Annotated in this window: 17 protein-coding genes and 3 pseudogenes; 15 read left to right on the forward strand and 5 right to left on the reverse strand. The window is 56.4% G+C overall.

Translation table 11 applies throughout. From position 1 onward, the window contains the following. Positions 1-44 precede the first annotated feature (44 nt). Positions 45-605: pseudogene (locus tag BLW38_RS14880) on the reverse strand (Cdc6/Cdc18 family protein); the annotation flags it as partial. Positions 606-682: 77 nt separating this feature from the next. Between BLW38_RS14880 and BLW38_RS14885 the strand changes: the two are divergent. The 5 genes from BLW38_RS14885 to BLW38_RS14905 all read left to right on the forward strand — a co-directional run bounded on the left by BLW38_RS14885 (position 683) and on the right by BLW38_RS14905 (position 8,357). Continuing rightward, the gene (locus tag BLW38_RS14885) at positions 683-1,906 is read left to right on the forward strand and encodes a DUF559 domain-containing protein (RefSeq protein WP_143040917.1); all 1,224 of its coding nucleotides are present in this window, start codon (positions 683-685) and stop codon (positions 1,904-1,906) included. 268 nt (positions 1,907-2,174) lie between these two features. Next, complete coding sequence (locus BLW38_RS14890; RefSeq protein ID WP_321166957.1) at positions 2,175-2,552, forward strand: hypothetical protein; 378 nt, start codon at positions 2,175-2,177, stop codon at positions 2,550-2,552. A 127-nt stretch (positions 2,553-2,679) separates the two neighbouring features. After that, entirely contained in the window at positions 2,680-3,576 is an 897-nt protein-coding gene (locus BLW38_RS14895) for a hypothetical protein (RefSeq protein WP_143040918.1), read from the forward strand. Beyond that, positions 3,573-6,458: a DEAD/DEAH box helicase gene (locus BLW38_RS14900; protein ID WP_092817986.1), complete on the forward strand. Its 2,886-nt coding sequence runs from the start codon at positions 3,573-3,575 to the stop codon at positions 6,456-6,458. Before BLW38_RS14895 ends, BLW38_RS14900 begins: the two co-directional genes overlap by 4 nt. A 90-nt stretch (positions 6,459-6,548) precedes the next feature. Beyond that, entirely contained in the window at positions 6,549-8,357 is a 1,809-nt protein-coding gene (locus BLW38_RS14905) for a DEAD/DEAH box helicase (RefSeq protein WP_092817987.1), read from the forward strand. A gap of 599 nt (positions 8,358-8,956) precedes the next feature. On the opposite strand, the gene BLW38_RS14910 is transcribed toward BLW38_RS14905, so the two are convergent. Together BLW38_RS14910 and BLW38_RS14915 are read right to left on the reverse strand one after the other, a co-directional pair. After that, entirely contained in the window at positions 8,957-9,274 is a 318-nt protein-coding gene (locus tag BLW38_RS14910; protein ID WP_092817988.1) for a hypothetical protein, read from the reverse strand. Positions 9,275-10,108: 834 nt separating this feature from the next. Beyond that, positions 10,109-10,288, reverse strand: coding sequence for a hypothetical protein (locus tag BLW38_RS14915; protein ID WP_177167540.1), 180 nt, complete (start codon positions 10,286-10,288; stop codon positions 10,109-10,111). A 555-nt stretch (positions 10,289-10,843) separates the two neighbouring features. Between BLW38_RS14915 and BLW38_RS14920 the strand changes: the two genes are divergently transcribed. The 6 genes and pseudogenes from BLW38_RS14920 to BLW38_RS14945 all read left to right on the forward strand — a co-directional run. After that, on the forward strand, positions 10,844-11,443 hold the full coding sequence (locus tag BLW38_RS14920) for a hypothetical protein (RefSeq protein ID WP_092817990.1): 600 nt from the start codon (positions 10,844-10,846) through the stop codon (positions 11,441-11,443). Between the two features lie 38 nt (positions 11,444-11,481). Next, positions 11,482-12,570: a restriction endonuclease gene (locus tag BLW38_RS14925; RefSeq protein WP_092817991.1), complete on the forward strand. Its 1,089-nt coding sequence runs from the start codon at positions 11,482-11,484 to the stop codon at positions 12,568-12,570. A 36-nt stretch (positions 12,571-12,606) separates the two neighbouring features. Further along, the gene (locus tag BLW38_RS14930) at positions 12,607-13,494 is read left to right on the forward strand and encodes a hypothetical protein (RefSeq protein ID WP_092817992.1); all 888 of its coding nucleotides are present in this window, start codon (positions 12,607-12,609) and stop codon (positions 13,492-13,494) included. Between the two features lie 107 nt (positions 13,495-13,601). After that, a pseudogene (locus BLW38_RS14935) lies at positions 13,602-13,805 on the forward strand (hypothetical protein); the annotation flags it as partial. A 99-nt stretch (positions 13,806-13,904) separates the two neighbouring features. Next, positions 13,905-15,140, forward strand: coding sequence for an RNA-guided endonuclease InsQ/TnpB family protein (locus BLW38_RS14940; RefSeq protein WP_092817993.1), 1,236 nt, complete (start codon positions 13,905-13,907; stop codon positions 15,138-15,140). Positions 15,141-15,157: 17 nt separating this feature from the next. Beyond that, positions 15,158-15,705, forward strand: a pseudogene (locus tag BLW38_RS14945) (hypothetical protein); the annotation flags it as partial. A 76-nt stretch (positions 15,706-15,781) separates the two neighbouring features. Here BLW38_RS14945 and BLW38_RS14950 read toward each other — a convergent pair. Then, positions 15,782-16,330 (reverse strand): hypothetical protein, encoded by a 549-nt coding sequence (locus BLW38_RS14950; protein ID WP_092817994.1) that lies wholly within the window; start codon positions 16,328-16,330, stop codon positions 15,782-15,784. Positions 16,331-16,457: 127 nt separating this feature from the next. On the opposite strand from BLW38_RS14950, the gene BLW38_RS14955 reads away from it, so the two are divergent. Next, positions 16,458-16,871, forward strand: coding sequence for a MarR family transcriptional regulator (locus tag BLW38_RS14955; RefSeq protein ID WP_092817995.1), 414 nt, complete (start codon positions 16,458-16,460; stop codon positions 16,869-16,871). Positions 16,872-16,905: 34 nt separating this feature from the next. Here BLW38_RS14955 and BLW38_RS14960 read toward each other — a convergent pair whose 3' ends face one another. Then, complete coding sequence (locus BLW38_RS14960; protein WP_092817996.1) at positions 16,906-17,829, reverse strand: helix-turn-helix transcriptional regulator; 924 nt, start codon at positions 17,827-17,829, stop codon at positions 16,906-16,908. A 138-nt stretch (positions 17,830-17,967) separates the two neighbouring features. Here BLW38_RS14960 and BLW38_RS14965 point away from each other — a divergent pair, with 138 nt between their 5' ends. The 3 genes from BLW38_RS14965 to BLW38_RS16890 all read left to right on the forward strand — a co-directional run bounded on the left by BLW38_RS14965 (position 17,968) and on the right by BLW38_RS16890 (position 19,255). Continuing rightward, on the forward strand, positions 17,968-18,291 hold the full coding sequence (locus BLW38_RS14965) for a hypothetical protein (RefSeq protein ID WP_092817997.1): 324 nt from the start codon (positions 17,968-17,970) through the stop codon (positions 18,289-18,291). A 576-nt stretch (positions 18,292-18,867) separates the two neighbouring features. Continuing rightward, the gene (locus BLW38_RS14970) at positions 18,868-19,068 is read left to right on the forward strand and encodes a hypothetical protein (protein WP_092817998.1); all 201 of its coding nucleotides are present in this window, start codon (positions 18,868-18,870) and stop codon (positions 19,066-19,068) included. A gap of 91 nt (positions 19,069-19,159) precedes the next feature. After that, a complete protein-coding gene (locus tag BLW38_RS16890; RefSeq protein ID WP_218143080.1) occupies positions 19,160-19,255 on the forward strand; it encodes an HNH endonuclease in 96 nt (31 codons plus the stop codon). Positions 19,256-19,372: the final 117 nt, after the last annotated feature.

Here is a 19,372-nt window from a genome sequence, read left to right on the forward strand (position 1 = left end):
CATTTTCCGTTCACCAAAACGGGACCTATCAGTTCCTTAGCCACCTACTCAGCGAGCGTAGGAGATGGCTGGTCGATGGCTGTGTATTCGCGATCTCGGCTGGATCCATCCGCTTCGAGGAGGTTGTATTGAGTCATTTTTGACAAATACGCCCGCACAGTCCGCTTCGTCCGCGGATCATCGACGGCCTCGGAATAGCGCTCGTGAATCTCGCTCGGCCCGACCGGGCCGTGCTCGCGAACAATGTCGTAGACGACGCGCTGGTGCGGCGTGAGCGAGTCAAGGCTCTTCTGCTTAATCTGGGCACGGGCATCCTTGGCAGCGCCCAGGAGAATGTCGTCGGTGATGCGCTCGTGGTTCTCGCGATCAGCCTTGCCGGCGGCCGTTCGGAGAATACCGATTGCGAGGCGGGCGTCGCCACCGGCCGCGTCGGCGATTCGGTAGAGCTGGTCGTCGGTGATGACGTCCTCGTTGAGCCCCCACTTCGCCCGCGCACTCAGAATGTCGTACAGCTGCTCGTCGTGGTACTTGTCCATTCGGACGTGCTCGCTGGAGCGCAGGCGGCTCACGAGGCGGTCGTCGACGCGGCTGAACAGCTCCTCTTGAAAACGTCCAAGGCGACGAGCGTGATGCTCTCATTTTCAGTGTCGGCTATGGTCCTGATTCGGCCGGGAAGATCTCGATGAGTTTCGGGCCGCTCAATCATACCGGTGGTGAACGACGCCTCAACGTCGCAGTGACGCGCGCCAAAGAACACATCACTGTCGTCGCCTCTTTGACACCGGGCGATATCGATCTACAGCGGACTGGCGCACGCGGTGTTGAGGACTTCAAGCATTATCTTGAGTATGCCCGCCATGGAGAGGAAGCATTGACGCGAGCGGATTCCGAACCGCAGATGCTACACTTCGATTCGGAATTCGAGGAGGCCGTGTACACAGCCCTGGAAAAGCGTGGCTATGACGTGGTGACGCAGGTCCAGAGTTCAGGGTACAGTATCGACCTCGCCATTCGGCATCCGGAGAAGCCTGGCAAATACGTGCTCGGGATCGAATGCGACGGGGCCGCCTACCACTCTTCGAAGACGGCTCGAGACCGTGATCGAACGCGGCAGGCAGTGCTAGAAGATTTGGGATGGACGATTCATCGAATTTGGTCGCCAGACTGGGCCTCGAACAAAGAGCGTGAACTCGATGCCATTGAAGAGCGTGTATCGGATGTAATTGATGGCATTGCACCTGATGGGGGCGCGTCGACGGTTGAGGTCCAACCAGTTGAGGTCGATGCTATCCCAGAGGACGAGCGTGGCGGCATTCAAGACTCACTCAGCGATTGGCAGGTTCCGGAGGTCAACACGACGCGTGACCGATCCTTCGATGACATTTCTCGCCAAAGTCTCACGAAGGTCATTAGCTGGACTATCTCTGAGTACGGTCCACTCCCCCGCGAGACACTATTTCGGACGACGATCAGTCGTTGGAAGATTTCTCGGCTCGGAAAGAATATCCGCCAGCAATTGAGTGACGTGGTGTTACGAATGAACAACAAGGGTGACGTCGCGCTGTATGATGGATTTGTGTGGCCGGGAGACCGCCCAGACTCGATTGCCGTCCGACAAAACACCGACGAGTCAGACCGCTCAATAGTGGATATCCCACTCGAAGAGCTCGCCAAGGCGGGGTATCTAATTCTGGAAGCGGGAACCAAAATGACGAGAGACGACCTCCTCCTAGAAATCGCTCGGCTGATTGGCTATCAACGAACCGGCGCAAATATCCAGAATCGAATCGATAGTGCAATCGAACTTCTGCTTGAAACGAAGTGTGCAGTATCGCAAGACGGAGAGACTATAGAATACCGTGATATCGACGCTGACGAGCGTTTGCTGGACCAAATCTACCAGTGATATCCGGGTCAGTTCCCCGTCGTCGGGGGTGAGTAGTTGTCTCGAGTTTTCCAGCCGACCGTTCCGGAGGGAGAGAGTTGCGACCATCGAAAACTACTGCAGGCGCGATGTCGCTGATCTGATCCAGCTCTACAAGACATTCGGTGGTCCTGTCCTCGTCGACACCTATCGCCGTCCTGCGGGACGAATCAGCTAATCGAGACCGGGGACAAACGGAAATCGCACTGGCCCTCTTGGCGTCGCAATCATATTCTCTCGGCGCGTAGCTATGCCCATGCTCGAGGAATTGGAAGAGGAGTATCCCGAGGCTGTTCCGTATATTCGAACGGCACTCGAGGACCACGGAGAAGCGTGGGTACTGGAGAACTACTTTCCGCAGATCGCCCAGCTGGGTGTCGTCATGAAGGTGCCATCAGTCGAGGAACTCCCGTTTTTCGATCCGGCGAAGCACGATAGCCTGAGCGAACAGGAACAGCGAGAACGGGCAGCGGCGTACGCAGCGTATCGGGAAAACCTCCGGACGGGGCACAAACCTGAAAAAAGTAGGGTCCTGTGCCAGCTGGTTCTATGTGCTACTTCAGCCCACTCGTCTTCCAATTTACTCTCGAATACCGAACTCACCACCCTCCATCTTCCGACTGATTGAACTCCGTCTTCTTCGCTCTCTGCGACCATTTCTAGCCACACTTTTCCTCTCCAAGGCTCTTCACCCCGTACCACAACTACTTGTATCCGTGTCGGTAATTATCGCAGACCTACGGAGTCCTCCCCTAATGACGCCAAGCGTATCTCCCGGTGAGGAATGGCCCGGATACTATCGTGGCTATCGGCTACGGACAAATCCAGATGGCGATGTCTGGTGGCAAGTATACCAAGGGACGGATCGGCTGCATCTCGACCCGTCACCGGACGATCTCGTCGAGCAGTTGCTCTCACTCAAGCGGTTAGGGGGGCGTGTGCGCGTCACTGAAGACAACGATGTCATCACGCGCGAAGAGACGGATGACGGGTATCGGACGGTCTACGTCGGGAATCTCTCGGTTGAGGGCGAATTAGTCCCCCGAGACGCACCAGAGTTCAGTGTCGACGTGAATCCCACTGGCCTGAATCCCGGGGACCTCTGGCCGAGTGTCTACGATGGGGCGAAATTTTCGTTTAGCGGTGGCGGTGAACACATCTGGTGGTCGAACCCGGCGACCAACCGTCGTCATCCCGTCGAGACTCCGATCCCGAATAGCGTTCTTACGGCGCTACAGACCCACAAACCGAAGGGTGGATCGTTCCGAATCACCCCCTGGAACGACGTTATCACACTCGTTTCGGCTCATCCAGCCCCCGATACCATTCAAGAGCAATTCAGCGACCTCCCCCGAGTTGTGAAAAACATCATCAAACTCCGCAAAGAGCGGGGCGTAGAGATGTTGCCCGTCTACGTCGGCAAGATCCACGACACGCCGATCCAAATCGGCGAGCCGAAAACGCTTATCGACGAACTCTCCGATGAAGAGCGAGAAGAATTAGAAGGGTGGGCGGCGTCGCTTGGGACGAATTCACCCACGCGGGAGGAAGATCATTCGGCTGATTCGATTACACAATCTGAGTCTGACGATACGGAGCCGATCGAGGAGGAGTTACCGGATGACGATCCGGAAGACTGGTATACTGGATGAGCCGTCGATTCCCGACGCCGCTGTTCGGTGTCGAACGAACCGAACGGCGCAGCCGGGTCTTCACGACTCTCGCGATCGAATCTGACGGAGATCTCTCGAAATCAGCGTTCGTCGCCGAGGCGATCACCCGTCTTGAGAAACCTGAAGGTGGTGTCTATTCGGAAGAGTATCTCCGACGAATCATCAGTACGTACCTTCAACTCGGGGTCTTACGCCAATCGTCGGACGCCGGAATAACCGTCTGGCAACCTGCCCGTGACTGGCACCAAGGAGAGATCGATTTCGAGACGTTCCTCTGGTACGTTCTCAAACAACAATGGGTTATTCAGGGTGGGTTCCCGGAGGGCATAGAGGGACTGCGACGCATCCTCACATTGCTCTCGAACGCCGATACCTCGATGCAGCGTGGGGAAATCGAATCGAGTCTTCGTGAGGAGTTCGATTATGAATTCAACGACGAAGGAATACGGGGCTTCCCGACACTCCTGTCGGCACTCGGCGCCATCCAGAAAACAGAGGATGGCTACATTACGACTCCGAAGGCATCGACGTATCTGAACCGGTTCCGGAACGCGGATATTCACTCTCAATTCGAACGGTGGCTCAAGCAAGAAGGCCCTCAGATCGACCCGCCGTCAGACCGCGTCAAACGGGATCTCGCCAAGTACTACATGTACCGTGAGTCGGGCGGACTGGGCCGACATCGACAGCTGTTCGATACATTCAGAGAAGACTACTTAGCTGATACTGCCCTCAACGGCGATCCATCCGAACCAAAGATTCGCCGCGCGGAGCAGTACGTCGCTAAAGAACGCGAACGCAGCTCACTTCGTGAGCGCATTTACGAGCAATACCCGACGGTCAGTGGTGATGATCTCGCCGGCCTCCCGACTACCATCCTCACCAGAATGGCCGACGCGGACAGCCTGGTTGAGGCCCGTCGTATTCGGTCAACAGCAGGGTCGGGAATCTCTCGCGCTGATGTCGAAGCACTCGCAAGCACATCTGACGTTGCATACGCGTTCGATGATGAGTTCTCGCTGTATGACTGGCAGCGTGAGGCGACCGAAGAGTGGTTCGACGATCGCGAAACGCCAGCTGAGTCCGGCATCGCGGAAGTGGTGACCGGTGCTGGGAAGACTGTGATGGCACTCAATGTCATTCGCCGGTGGCTCAACGAAAACCCATCTGGTGTCGTGACTGTCGTCGTCCCGACGAAAGTACTTATGCACCAATGGATCGAAGAACTCATCGAGACCCTACACGTTCCTGCAGACAATATCGGATGGGCTGGCGGTGGGCATAAGGACCGGTTCGACGACGGCTGTCGTGTACTCGTATCAATCGTGAACTCCGCGGTGAAAGACGACTTTCTCCAATCAGCACTCGCAGACGCGGACGAACCATCCCATCTACTCATAGCCGATGAGTGTCACAGATACACTGGTGATACGTTCTCGAATATTTTCGACTACCATCGGACCGCGGAGTTGGGGTTGTCGGCGACGCCGCTCTCATCACCCGAGCCAGACGAACTGACCGAGAGCGACGAGTTACTGTTATCTGAATTGGGTGACGTGTATTACCGACTCAGCTACGACGAAGCGATTGCTCGGGAATTGATTCCGGAGTTCCAGGTCAACTACGTCGGTTTCGAACTCACTCATGCCGAACGTCAGACCTACGAAACCTTGTCGCGGAACGTGTCTGATGCGGTTTCGGATATCGAGACCAGATACGGAAACCGTCTCTATGAACTCAGCGGCAATTATGCACAGAAACTACAGGTGATTATGAACTCGGCCGACGGGCCGACACCGGCTATCGCTGATTACTTTCGATACACGTCAGAACGGCGTGAACTCGTCGCAGATGCTGTTGCCAGACAGGCGATCACGCTGCGATTACTCAACGACGTCATCGATGCGGAGCAGAAAGCGATCGTCTTCCAAGAGCGGATCGAACAACTTGAACGGATGGTCGCTCCACGGGAGCAGCGCGGTCGCAACCCTCGAACCGGCTCAATCGCCGAGACAGACGTTGATCGTGCAAAACTCTATGACCGCTATCCACAACTCAAAGAAATCGACGAACAGCTCGAATCTCTGTTTTTTTCTGCGTCGTTTGCCCCCGTGATGTATCACTCGGGGCACCATCGGCAGGCGTGGAACGACTTCGCCATCGAGTGGTTCGACGACGACGGGTTCGCGAACGTCATGTTGAGTGTCAAAGCGCTTATCGAGGGTGTCGACGTCCCGAGCGCAGATGTCGGTATCGTGCGCGTGTCTTCCGGAAGCGTTCGCCAGCGCATACAAACACTCGGTCGAGTCTTACGCCGGGGCGGGTCTTCCGACCGATCGGAATTATACGTCCTCTACGCCAGGGATACCGTCGACGAGACGATCTTCCACGAACACGACTGGGAGAAGGACTTGGCTAACGCAGAGGTTCGACACCTCACCTGGGAGGTCGAGGACGGTATTCTCGACGGCGACATTCGCCCTGCAACCGAAGCAGAGATTCCGACCGGCCCAGTTCCAGAACGAGCGTGTCCCGACAGCAGCGATCTCGAACGTGGGGATACGTACGAGGGGCCGCGTGAAGGCTACCGTTTCAGCGTCGATGCAGATGGGCGTCCGTTCGAGAGTTCGAACGACGGACGCAAGTACATCAAGCATGCAGAAGCTGATGAAATCGCTGAGTACGTAGTGCAACGGAACGGGGGCGGAAGCGTCCTCGTGAACGAATGCAATCATGCGGTGATGTTCGTGGATAGTGAGCCGAGGTTCATCGGGACGCTCAACCCCGAGGAGTTTGAGTACCAAGAATCCGACACCTCATTGGTTGATGAGCCCGCTGAATACCCCTTCGAAGATGAGTGATACTGACACTACTCGAAAAGAAAATCATATTGACAAATAGCGGATGCGAAAACACGCCTGAATCGGATTTGCCTTTTTCTCCAAACATTTATGTCATTCCATAGTACAAAGATTCACTTATGGGAACTGGGGGGCCGCGACGTGAGTGAGCATGAACCATCGGCCAACATCCAAGCAGATGATATCGAAACTGTTCTCGAAAACGGCGGCTCCTCAGGACTATCGCAGCATCTTCTGAATGTCGAATCCCGGCGGTTGGGAATCGCCCAAGGCGAGCAAGAACTTCTTGCTGTCGAGGAGATCAAAGACCGGATCAAACTGCTCGATCATCAGCTCAATGCTGCGCATCGGGCACTCTTTCGGATGGGTAGTGGTGCCCTGTTTGCGGACGAGGTCGGCCTCGGGAAAACGATTGAAATCGGCATGGTGCTCAAAGAGATGGATTTTCGGGAGACTCACCACAGTTTCCTCGTGTTGACGCCGGCGCAACTGGCCCCACAGTGGCAGAAGGAACTGAAGAACAAGTTCGGTCTGGAGTTCGTTTGTAATTATGACGACGAATTCTCCGGCTTCGATGCCCACGACAAGATCGTCGCCAGCGTTGACACGGCGAAAATGAGTGGGTCACGCGAGGAGGTATTGAGTCGGCGGTGGGACGTTCTCGTTCTTGACGAAGCGCACTACGTTCGGAACCGCGATACGATACGGTATGAACTCATCGACACAATCGATTACGGTCAGGCCTTCTTCGCAACGGCGACACCTATCCAAAACGACATCACAGACCTCTACAACATCATCAACCTCGTTCGACCGGGTTTGCTCGGGACGAAAGACGAGTTCGAACGTCGGTTCGTCGCGGATAAGGAAACCTCACAGATCAAGAACGCCGACGAACTTCAGAAGCGCCTCCAGCCGGTCATGATTCGGAATCGGCGTGAGGAGACGAAGATCGATTTCACCAATCGACGGGTCCAAACGAACACTTTTGAACCGAGCGCTAGCGAGCAGAAACTCTACGAGTCAGTTACTGACTTCGTCCGGTCGTCTTACTCCAGTGCAAACGCCCGGCATTTGGTGATGCTCACACTCGAGAAGGAAGTCGTCAGTAGTCCCCGAGCAGTTGATGGGACGATTTCACGCTGGTTGGAGCGTGACGACCATAGTATCTCTCGAAGCGAACGTAATCAACTGTCTGCCATCCGAGAAACTATCGACAGCATCGATACGACGACGAAACAAAAGCGCCTATCAAACATTCTCGGCTCACTCGACGACCAAGTCGAAGAGACACAGGCCGTCGTGTTCACCCAATTCCGCCCGACGCAGCAAGAAATCGCTGAACAGGTCCGCCGTGAGGGATACACTGCTCACATCGTCAACGGTGACCTGTCGAGCCGGGGGAAAGAGCGTGTCGTCGGTGAGTTTAAATCAGAGGGTGGGGTGTTGATCGCGACTGATTCGATTAGCGAAGGCCGGAACCTCCAGTTCTGCAACGTCATGGTGAATTACGATTTGCCATGGAACCCGATGAAAGTCGAACAACGAATTGGCCGTATCGACCGCATCGGCCAAGATCGGGAGGTGTTCGTGTTCAACCTCGCTCTTGAAGGGACCGTTGAAGAACACGTACTCGACAAACTCTACGGGAAAATCAACCTGTTCAATCAGTCGATCGGTGGACTCCGTGAAATCCTCTCGCGAATGGAAAAATCCGGCTCGGACTTCGAGCGAGAGGTCTTCGAGAGGCTCCGAAGCGCTGACGACGCCGTCGAACTCGAGAATAACTTCGAGGAGATGGCTGTCGACCTCGAAGAGAACAAGGAAGCCGCCGAGAAAATGGACGACTTCAACAAGAGCGTCTTCGACAACTTTGAGTTCACAGGAGGGGAGGCATGAGTTCCATCGATACCAGCCTTATCAACCCGCTCACAGTCAAGCGGTTCACCGAGTCCATCATCCGCTCACAGGGCGGCCAAATCGACCGGTCTGATGGCTCCTGTTGGCGTGTTCGACTCCCACCCGCGCTCGATGATATTACAGACGAGCAGCAGGTGACGCTGGTGTTCGACCCACAGGAACAGGAGCCCGGGAGGTCAGATTTTCTCGTTCGACCGGGAACGGTCTTTTTCAACTCACTTCTGGACGTTGCCAAAGAAAGCGGAACTGTTGGTCGCGTTCACCTTGATGGGGACAGCCTGCAACTGCATCTCCCAGATTTCTTCGACGTCTCGCGACTCTCATCTCAAATCCTCGACTACGATTCACTCCGCACTGACGTTGCTCTGGCTTTTCATTTCGAAGTCGAGATGACGACCGTGAGTTCGTATCATCGACAGCGGTTTGAAACGCTCACCATCGATCCAGAATCAGAGACGTTTCTTCCTTCACTTACGAACCGGTATCTCGCTCATCTCAATCCGTTTCTGGGCGACACCCCGAAAGAACCCACTTCGGATATCGGTGAAGGGGTGATCTCCGATTCGTACGATGTCGCTCTACAGGAGATGCAGGACCGTATCAGCGATGATCTCGAGGAGCTGGAGCAGAGCGCCGCAGAATCGATCGATGATCGCGTGCAGGAAATCGAAGCACTGTACGAGCGGCGAAGACAGGAGGTCCGGGACGAATATGACAACCTGAGCGACGTCCGCGAGATGAAGAAGCAATTCGAGCAACAAGAACAGAAGAAAAAAGATCAGATGGTCTCTCGTCACACCGTCGAGTGTGATATCTCTCTCATCGGGATGAGCGTCATCGAGTACGATATCGGGGAGATCCAACTCGCGCTCGACGACGGTGATCGGACGGGGCAAACCGCAGTGGCGTACTATCCCGGAACGAACAGCTTTGGCGATGTCGAATGTATGAGTTGTGGCACCGCCCTCGATAGATCGACGTTGCCGCAGCTGTGCGACTCCGGCCACGTGGTTTGTGCGGGGTGTCTCTCGACCTGTGAAACCTGCCAAACAACTCTTTGCGGGGCGTGCGATGTCGACATCGGTCCCTGCCACGTGTGCGATAGCCCGGAGTGTGGAGAGTGTACGGCCACGTGTGATACCTGTGGGGGACGTGCCTGTGTCGTTCACCGCGATACGTGTTCGGCCTGCGGCGACGTTGCGTGTCGCACGTGTGGTGTCGAGTGTGCAACCTGCGGCAGCTTCCACTGTGACGACCATCTCGGCATCTGTTCGACCGACTCACAGGAACACTGTCAAGACCACAGGACGACGTGTTCACAGTGTGGAGATGGCGTTTGTGAGGCGCATCTCTCGGTCTGTGAGACCTGTAGTGACCACCTTTGCCCCGAAGATACGGGATCCTGCCTCACGTGCGACGATTCAGTCTGTTCTACCCACCGGAACTACTGCAGTTCCTGCAGCGATTATCACTGCCTCGATCACACTGATTCGTGTACTGTCTGTACTGATCCGTTCTGCTTCGGGCATCTGGCGACTTGTGAGGAGTGCAACAAACACGTCTGTCCCGAGGACCGAGTCCAGTGTGAGACGTGTGGGCAGACTATTTGCCAGGATGATTCAATCGAGTGTGATCACTGCCGCGGACATCACTGTCGCGCCCACGCTTCAGTCTGCCAGGTCTGTGAAACACAGGTCGCGAGTACCCACCTCACGGCCTGTGAGACGTGTTCAGGTGTTGCCTGTCCCGACGATCGAATAGAATGTGGGATGTGTGGTGGGGTCCACTGTGACGATCACGCCGGTCAGTGTTCCCACTGTGGTGACCACGTCTGTGAAGCGCATCTCGGCGAGTGTAGCGAGTGTGGCGATCCCACCTGTCTGGACGACCTCGCTTCGTGTGCCGAACATAGTGAGCCACTCTGCCCGGATCATCGTAGGTCATGTGCTGCCTGTGTAGACCTCTTGGGGTCCGGGAACGCGAATCCGTTCTGTATCAGGTTCACCACCGAATGTGCCTCCTGTGGCGAGTATTTCTGTGAAGATCATATTACGGCCTGCACCATCGGAGAGGGGGCCCTCTGCTATGAGGATGCGTTGACCTGTACCAGTTGTGAGGAGACTATTTGTGACGAACACAGCCACACCTGCTCTATTTGTGATGACGTATTCTGTTCAGCGGACATCGAATCCTGCAGTCACTGTAACGAGCCGGTCTGTGAAGCGCATGCAACCACGTGTCACGGTGGTCACGAAGTGGTCTGTCAGTCTCATGCCGTAGCCTGTGCGCAGTGTGAGGAACCGATCTGTCCGGACCACCGCAGTGTCTGTGGGCACTGTGACGAGGCTTTCTGCACGGAGCACGGAACCGGCTGTCATGAGTGCCATGAGTTCCACTGCCAAGACCACCTGTTAGAGTGCTCGGGGTGTTCCGATCCGATCTGCGAAGCTGACTCTGATATCTGTGTGACGACCGGGAACGGATTCGGGATCTCTCATTTGCATGCCTGTTCCGAATGCGGCGAGTTACACTGCGAGTCGTACGATCATATCCGACGCTGCCACGAGTGCGACGACCCGTTCTGTGACGACCACGTCATCGAGTGTGCCGGATGCGGTGACCCCGTTTGCGACCCCCACTCGGGGCGCTGCACCATAACGGGCGATGTCTACGGCGACTCGCATCTCGCGACGTGTATCGAGTGTGGCGTGCTGTTGAGTCGTGATCACGCTCACGAAGCCCCCGCAACAGACGGCTATCTCTGTGTCGAGCACTTCGAACAGTGTGAATTCTGTAGACAGGAGTATGCACCCACCTCACTCGTCGATGGGCGCTGTCCGGCGTGCCGAAACCTCTCTCCGAAGACGGAAGCGAACATCGACCAAGTGAGTGATGCAGTTGGCTTGTTCGGTCGCTCCCACGTCGGCAAAAACGACTCGTATATCGTGGTCCGGGGAAAACATCGTATTCGTGGCGACATCGTAATCGTCTACAGCCGCGACGGAACCCAGGTTCACAAGCGCCGCATGGGGATCGAAGAGCGGTTCGGGGGGTGGTTCAAGTGAGTCACTCTCCCCCAGAATGGTACACACCTGGAGACGTGATGGAAACCGTCCGATCCGGATACGGAAACGGTGTGCGAACCGATGAAGTGATCTCTGTTCTCGAAGAACACGAGTTTCAAGACCTGTCTCGCCAGCGCGTTACGTCGATCGTCTCCTCAACAGCCGAGCGACGCGAAAGCCACCGAGAAAAGCCGAAACTCTCCCAACGCCCATCCACGACGGGAACTCCGGAAGGATACGATAGTCGCCATACCGACCGAGAAGACGCAGAGTACCTCTCAAATAAAGAGTTCGCGTTCCTCCTGATGGCGATCCTCAGTCGCATGGACGGATCAACAGTGCGACCCGATCGGCTGGATACCGAAGTAGATCTGTTCTGGCGACGACAGCACAAAACAATCGCATTCCGAACTCTTGCCCGACCCGATGGCGTTCCAATAGATGCTGCCGTGATTCAATCCGTAATTGAGGGAGAGACGAATCCGCAGCAAGGCCGGAACCCCTCCCGGGTAGTCGCTCTTACGAACACGTACTTCACCGACGAGGCGGCTGAACGAGCCGAAGATAGTGATGTCGAACTCAGAGATGGCTCACACCTGGCAGAATGGCTCGACCGAACGCGTGTCCCGATCGACCTGCTCGGTGATTTACTCGAATACGGGGACAATCGCGACTTCGACTTGGAGAGTCGTCTGGAGGAGGTATCTTCGAATGAGGCGTTCCTTGATGGATTCGAACTCCTCGAATTGACGGGCTACGATATCGACCTCGACGTCACTCCGACGTCAGTCTCGATAGACGGCAAGCCTCAGTCCTCACGGTCTGGCGCTGATACATCCACCCGCTGGGTTGGTGACGACTCAACGACATCTGATGACGCCTCACAACCAGAGTCGGCCACGGTGTCTGAGGCAGCGAACGCACCCAAATCAGGTTCCGCAGAGGCACAGTCCAGTGCGAATACACACACTCGCGGACGGAGATCAGCGGCCACTGAACGGGTCGTCCAAGACTACGAACCATCCGACGGACTAACGGGGAAATTGTATGCTGATCAGAATGAAGACGGAGACTACGATGCGTTCGACAAACTCATGGACGACTTTGAGAAGGCCGATGAGTCGTGAGAAACCCTCCCGGTGTGACAGAGAGGTGAGCGAACGGTGAATCCGGAGTTCACGGAGGAGTCGACATCTGTCCCGATTGGAGACGGCCAATCCGTTACAATCGATCCAAAGCAGCCTTGGCCGTCCGCGTATCGAGGGTCTCGATACAGCCTCGTCTCAGACGATGATTACGAGGAGGTTGTCGTGAAGTGGGAACAGCGCGATCTGAAGATCTTCACTGAGCCACCGAAAGGCCTCAGACGAGCGATGGTTCTGGCCGGAAAGTCTGGGGGTCGTGGAATCTTCCGAGTCACCGCTGACGGTGAAGTCCTCACGAAAGTCAAGGCAGACGACTATTCAAATCTCGATCAGGCACCTGTCTCGAGTGGGTGGATACCAGTGTATCTCGGCACAGTACAGGGACTCCGCTTTCGAGATGTCGACCTTGATCCGGAGATTCCAAGGGACGGTATCGCAGTTTGGCCCGGGTTCCCGTTCAACCACGGCGAAACCTGGTCGGTGGGCGACGACGCCAGCTTGACGTGGAAGTGGAAAGACTATGCCTTCGAGTCGGCGTTCGGCCACCCCGAGCTCGTTGACAGATACAAGACCTACAGGCCAAATGGTGGGCGGATTTACTTGACTGAAACGGGTCACGTGTGGGGTAATATCGACCCGGACACGGTCTCGACCGGCCGTGGCCCAGAGATCCAACAGGCAGTCGCAAATTGGAAAGAGACAGCCGAAAAAGAGGGTAATGCAGCCACACTACGCCTGGTCAATCGTCGCCTCGTTGCAACGAGCCAGACTGACGACCCCTCAGATGGACTTCTGCCAATCCACTTGGGACATCTGAGTCACTTCGACAACGGGACTGTCCCCCGCCCCGTCGTAGACGATCAGACCTATTTCAAACTCGTCGGGCAATACGAACAGGTCTATTGACGGCCGCCCTCGTTGGGAGGCCGAAATAGTTGAAGCGGCTGTCCATTGGTCACGATATTTGTTGCGCTCGATCGCTAACTTATCCGAACCCTTTCGGAGAGACGTTCGCTCGATCGACAGACAACCAAGCCCACGAGTACCTCCGATACGCCGTCCTCCGAGTGCTTGAAGGCGAGTCGGACCACCTCCCAGGAGACTGGACGCCGATCGACGGCGTGACCGTCGGCTACGGGAGCGACGAGGCGATGTACGACAGCTGGGGCTCCAGCGAAGACTGGTGGGAGACCGTCCCGCCGCAGGAGGCGTGTACCGACGGTCAAGGCGACTATACGGGAAGTTGGTTCTAGGCTTGAAGCCGACAACCCAGAGATAAACAATTAATTGTGGATATCACTAACTAAAAGACGGCGATGCAGTACAGTCACCGCTACCCCGCGTACCCGACACAAGAGGTAGCCGGTGATCTGGAACGGCACATCGATATCCATCGTCAAGCGTACAACTACACCCGCTACGAATACCAGAACGTGGACGCCGACACCATCGGCTCCGCGTACAAACACCACAGTCGACTCCCCGACTGGAAGGACGATTTCCCCGTCTTTACCGAGGTCAATGCAAAGGCGCTGCAACGAACCGTCACACGATTCTACCAGAATCTCTCCGGTCTGAAGTCTCTAAAGGAGAAGAGGCACAAAGTCGGAGAGCTCAAGTGGAAATCACCGAAGGAGTATCAGAGCATAACGTACTCGCAGCACGGCTTCAAACTCAAAAATACGAGTGGCCGACGTGCGACGCTCTGGCTCTCCAAGATCGGAGAAATCAAAATCCGATATCATCGTGAAATCCCCGACGAATCCGACATCAAGGAAGTTACAATCAAGAAAGAGACGACCGGCGACTGGTTCGTTTCCTTTGGGCTAGAGAGGGAGGAAGCCAGCCTCCCCGAGAAACCTGATGTGGACTTGCTCGATGCGAACAACTGCGTCGGCATCGATCTCGGGATCCAGAACTACATTCACACCTCAGATGGCAAGACCGTCGATTGGCTTGACCTCTCTGACGAGTACGAGCGTCTTAGCCACGAACAACGCAACCTGTCTCGTAAGGAGGACGGGTCGAACAACTACGAACGACAGCGTCGTACCGTGGCGAAGGTCAAGCGGCACATCCAGCAGAAGATCAAGGACTTCCAGCACAAACTCTCGACGTGGCTCGTCCGTGAGTACGACGCCGTGTTCGTTGAGGATTTGGACGTGAAACCGATGCTTGAGGGCTCCCACAACGCTCGCAACAAACAGGACGCTGCGTGGCGTCAGTTCATCACGCTACTCGAATATAAGGCAGAACTCTACGGTACGCACTTCGTGCAAGTTGACGCACGGGGTTCCACAAAGGAATGCGCGAAGTGTGGTACGGAAACAGCGAAACACATCTGGGTGCGTGAACACGCCTGCCCAGCGTGTGGGTTCGAATGTGACCGCGACGCGAACGCCGCGTTGAACGTACTTCAGCGAGGGTTCGATGAATTAGGGCTGGGATGGCCCGAATCGACGCCTGTGGAGACTGCGCTCCCTACGGATACTGACGACTTCCAAGAGGTGTCTGCAAAGCGCGTCGTCGAAACAGGAAGCCTCGGGGTTTGATCCCCAGGCGATTCATCCGCTTCCGGGTGTTCTTTTCGGACGACCACCAGACGGTTCCCCGCGCCATCGTCGACGTGATGGGCGCGCTCGGTGCCTGGCGCGTCTGGACTGGGAGCGCAGCGGCGTGCGGCTCCTACGACCATCGCGAGCGCCGCGAGGTCCACTTCCTGTGGCCGGAAGGCCATCCGGTGGAGGAAGTGCTCCACGCACGTCTCAGTGGCCCTGCGGAAGCCGTCGCTCCCGACGGTGGCCGAACGGGCGACGTTCGCGACCGACTGGTTGCCGACGAGAACGCACAGTCACAGGACGATCTCGAGCCCCGCACGAGGTGTGCCGTCGCCAAAGCGATCGATGTCTCGCTCCCCTCGAAAGGTGGCCGCTACGAGGTACAGTTGCGTCCGGCAACAGGTACGAAGTCGACGTCATCGACGAATCGTGTACCTGTCCCGACTGGCAGCAGCGCTCACCCGAGGGCGGCTGCAAGCACCTGCGTCGCGTCGATCACGAGATAAAATGGGGCCGTGTACCCCGCCCAGACGGCCGGCTCCCAGCTGACTCGAACTAAACCTGATTAACCAACAGAACTCTCAAGACACGCTTGCGTTGGTTAACTCGGGGAGTATCGGTCGTCCAACCCGTTGTTACGGCAGGTCGCCAGTCACGTCAACGAGGTCCTCCTCGGTTCGCCAGCGATAGAGCCGTCCTTCCTGGTCAAATAGTTCGAAGACACCGTCCTGCATCCATCCGAAGGGGTGCTCTTCGTCTTCGTACTCCCGCTTAAGGACGTGACTTTTCGCGAAGAACTCCGTCGTGCCGACGAGTAGTCCTTGTTCGACGAGGAAGTCACTTGGCTCTTTCTCGGCGACACCGACGAGGTATGTCACGATGTCGGCGATCAGACAGAACTTCTGGATACTGTTGTCCCACTCCCCCCGGATGTCGACCATCCGGAAGGCGTAGGCGTCTTGCCGCCGATTCAGTCGGTCGACCACGAGGTTCAGACGGTGGATCGGCTCCCGATCGTAGTTCCCGAGGACGAAGTACGACCGGTCGTTCTCGTAGACTGGAGTCAACTCACTCAGAGCATGGAGGACCTCCTCGTTGTCCGCCAGCGTAACCTCCTCCTCGTCAAGCTGGTCTTTGGCACTTTTGAGAACGTCATCAGGGACGGGCGACTCCTCATCAGGCATTATACAAGCTTTTCGTGGTGGGAGATATAGTTTATGAGGTAAATTACTCTATCAATCAATTACTGTTTACTACAGAGTGAATTACCTAAGAGTAAACTACTTGTCGCTGCGTCGTGTACCGTACAGTATGAGCACCGAACTCGGGGCTGCTGAAGAGATGGAGCCTCGCAAACTCATCCACTTCGTCACCCAGCAGACGCGATTCTCCCTCATCAACAACATTCTTCAGCATCCCGATCAGCTCCCGTCGATGTATGAACTCGAGGAGCTCAATCCCAGTGTCAGCGATGCCACGGTCTACAAACACATCCAGAAGCTCATCGACGCCGGCATCGTCAAGGAGGTCGCACTGGACGATGACCAGCGTCGTCAGGGCTATCCGTGGAAGTTCTACGGCCTCACCGAGGAGGGCCGGGAGTTCCTGGAGGAGCACAACCTGCTTGCCGCAGAGGAGACGCTCCAGCAAATCTACGACACCATCTCCGATAAGCCCGAGAAGATGGTCAAGTACGAGAACGCCCCACGACCGGCCGACGCATAACTCTTCCACCCGTGCCGGGCTCCAAAAGCGGTCACTATCTGATTTCGATTTTGTAGTCAGCCGCCAGTTCCTGAAACTCGTCCCACACCGGGAGCTGCCCGTCATCAACCTCGCCGTGCGTCTCGAGGTAGCGGAGCAAGGCGTCGATATCGTCTTCGAGGCCATACTTCGCCGCCTGCTCTCGGAGGTCCGCCTCGTCGACGTCGACGTGGCTGAGCAGCAGGAGACAGTACGAACGGTGGCGGCTGCCGTCGTCGATCAGCAGCGTGTGACAGCAGAGCTCCGCCGGCGAGACTGCGTCGAGATCCTCGGAGTAGAAGTAGTAGCGATGGCCGGTGAGCAGGAACTGGAGGTCGAAGGCTGCGAACCGAGCAAGGCCGGTTTCGTGGAACCCCTCTGCGTCGATCTCCGTCTCTGCCTGCGCGAGGAATTCGTCGTAGTCCTCCCAGAGAATCGTCCCCTTCGGGGCAACGGCTTCGAGACGCTGGCGATGTAGATGATGTACGAGTTCCCGGGCGAACTCGTGGAGACGGTCGAAGTCGGCGTTGAACTCGTAGTGGCCGTCGGCTGTCCCGACGAGACCCCGGTCGCGAAACCGCTTGAGGACTCGGTTGACCGTGTTGCGGTAGTTGTCGCTCCGGTCGGCGATCTCGGAGACAGTTCGCGGCTGGTCGAGGTAGTACAGCACCTCGAGTGCCTTGCCGGTCAGCAGCTCGGGGAACTCGATGTGGGAGTGCTGGCGGACGAGGTCCTGATAGAGCTCGACGGCGCGAGCATCCGACGGGACGACGCGTTTTCGACGGCCGTCGCGTTCCGTGTAGACGAGCCCCTTCTCAACGAGGTCGGCGACGGCACGAGAGAGGTAGCTCTCGCTGTGGTCGAGTTTCGTCGCGAGTTCGGAGATCGTATCGCCGCGGTCGACCGTGGCGAGGACCTCGAGTTCGATGCGCCGGAGCACGGTGTAACATAGTAGGAAACTTATATATAAAGAAGTTTCGAGTAGTGTTACAGCCAGCAATCGCGAGAGCCGTCTTCATCGTCTTAACCAACAAAACTATGGATTCGTGGGCCGTGTTGGTTAACACGGAGAGAGTCGATGTCCTACGAACCCCCGACCCCACCGGCGAACCTCCCGACGGAGATCGTCAACACGCTCAACGAGTCGGATCCGGAGCAGCTCCGAGCCGTTGCTACGTACGCCGAAGCGCTAGCCGAGCACAAAGAACGTGAGGCTCGTCTCGAAGAGGAGGCAGACCAAGATGAAATGGAGGAGCGACCAGATAACCTCCCGGACGACGTTCCCACAAAAGCAACGATCACGATCAAGGAAATCAACGACAATCGCTACTACTACTGGCAGTGGCGGGAAGACAAGAAAGTGACCTCCAAATATAAGGGACCGGTCAACCCGGACGAATAGCAGACTCTCCTATTGGTGTGGAAATTCTATACCGCCCCAATCTCGAGGTGAATTCACGATCTCAGGTTTCAGCCGGTTTTACGTACAGTTTGAACGCATTTACACATCGATCACGGGGTGAGGACGCTTATCTTCGAATCCTCTCGTACTTAACCAACAGCCCCATCACTTGTTCTCTGTAGGTTAAGTGTCGAACATCCACCCCGTGCTTCCGTCGTTTCTCGATAAGCGTTAACACCCCGTGTGCGAAGTGAATTGAGATAGGGCTTGGAGGAGACAGGCAGCCCGGAATGGCAAGCTGGACTGAGTAGAGCGAGATCTCGCGAGCACGGTAGCCGGAGCAGACCGCGAGTGACGGCCGAGCGGACTGTTTTGCCAACCCATCGGCCCACCCGCCCTGTGAGGTGAGGGAAGTGTCTGCCGTCCTGCGACAGTCGTTCGGACCCGGTATGGAAGCGGCAGCTCGGACAGTCGGTGTCGGGCCCCCCCTTGCGGGGTTTCCGGCGTCCCGGACCCGCGACGCGCCCAGGATGGGCCCGAACAGCTAAGTGCTACGATGTGTTACGACGTGGTAAAATGGAGCACATTAGCCTGCGCGTCGATGAGTCGCTGCTTGAAGCCATCGACGAGAACCGTTCCGAAGACGTGGATCGGTCCAAGTGGCTGCGTCGTGCGGCCCGTGAGAAGATCGACCGGCCAGAGCCGCGCGAGGAGTTCGAGGAGCTTCGCGAAGATCTCGATGATCTCGAGCGGCGGATCGCTGTCCTCGAGCAGTAGCTCGACGGCGGCGTGGCCGCTCTGAGGCGGACCTTTAAGGGTATCTGACAAGAGGCGTCACTTAAGAACATAAACACCTCGAGTTCACCATATCCGGCCGTTCGCAGAATTTGACGAGAATGAGATCGAGACAGCTCACGACCCATCAAACTTAGTTTCGCTCTGTGAGCCTTGTCATACCCGGTGAGAAGGTATCTCGCCCCGTCCGAAGCTATAGTAGCCATTAGAACTATCGGCACGGAGTGCTGTACAGTATCTAATGGACCATCTCGACGAAATCTCCGTCGAAGAACTCCAAGACGCG

Source organism: Halopenitus malekzadehii (genome assembly GCF_900108505.1).
In the GTDB taxonomy this organism is placed as follows: domain Archaea; phylum Halobacteriota; class Halobacteria; order Halobacteriales; family Haloferacaceae; genus Halopenitus; species Halopenitus malekzadehii.

What these genes read in the sequence shown, in the direction of transcription:
- BLW38_RS14955 (WP_092817995.1), top strand. Translation starts at nt 16,458, where the DNA reads ATGAGCACCGAACTCGGGGCTGCTGAAGAGATGGAGCCTCGCAAACTC.
- BLW38_RS14890 (WP_321166957.1), top strand. Translation starts at nt 2,175, where the DNA reads ATGCCCATGCTCGAGGAATTGGAAGAGGAGTATCCCGAGGCTGTTCCG.
- BLW38_RS14940 (WP_092817993.1), top strand. Translation starts at nt 13,905, where the DNA reads ATGCAGTACAGTCACCGCTACCCCGCGTACCCGACACAAGAGGTAGCC.
- BLW38_RS14895 (WP_143040918.1), top strand. Translation starts at nt 2,680, where the DNA reads ATGACGCCAAGCGTATCTCCCGGTGAGGAATGGCCCGGATACTATCGT.
- BLW38_RS14885 (WP_143040917.1), top strand. Translation starts at nt 683, where the DNA reads ATGAGTTTCGGGCCGCTCAATCATACCGGTGGTGAACGACGCCTCAAC.
- BLW38_RS14905 (WP_092817987.1), top strand. Translation starts at nt 6,549, where the DNA reads ATGTCATTCCATAGTACAAAGATTCACTTATGGGAACTGGGGGGCCGC.
- BLW38_RS14925 (WP_092817991.1), top strand. Translation starts at nt 11,482, where the DNA reads ATGGAAACCGTCCGATCCGGATACGGAAACGGTGTGCGAACCGATGAA.
- BLW38_RS14965 (WP_092817997.1), top strand. Translation starts at nt 17,968, where the DNA reads ATGTCCTACGAACCCCCGACCCCACCGGCGAACCTCCCGACGGAGATC.
- BLW38_RS14970 (WP_092817998.1), top strand. Translation starts at nt 18,868, where the DNA reads ATGGAGCACATTAGCCTGCGCGTCGATGAGTCGCTGCTTGAAGCCATC.
- BLW38_RS14900 (WP_092817986.1), top strand. Translation starts at nt 3,573, where the DNA reads ATGAGCCGTCGATTCCCGACGCCGCTGTTCGGTGTCGAACGAACCGAA.
- BLW38_RS14915 (WP_177167540.1), bottom strand. Translation starts at nt 10,288, where the DNA reads ATGTTCGGCACACGAAGCGAGGTCGTCCAGACAGGTGGGATCGCCACA.
- BLW38_RS14950 (WP_092817994.1), bottom strand. Translation starts at nt 16,330, where the DNA reads ATGCCTGATGAGGAGTCGCCCGTCCCTGATGACGTTCTCAAAAGTGCC.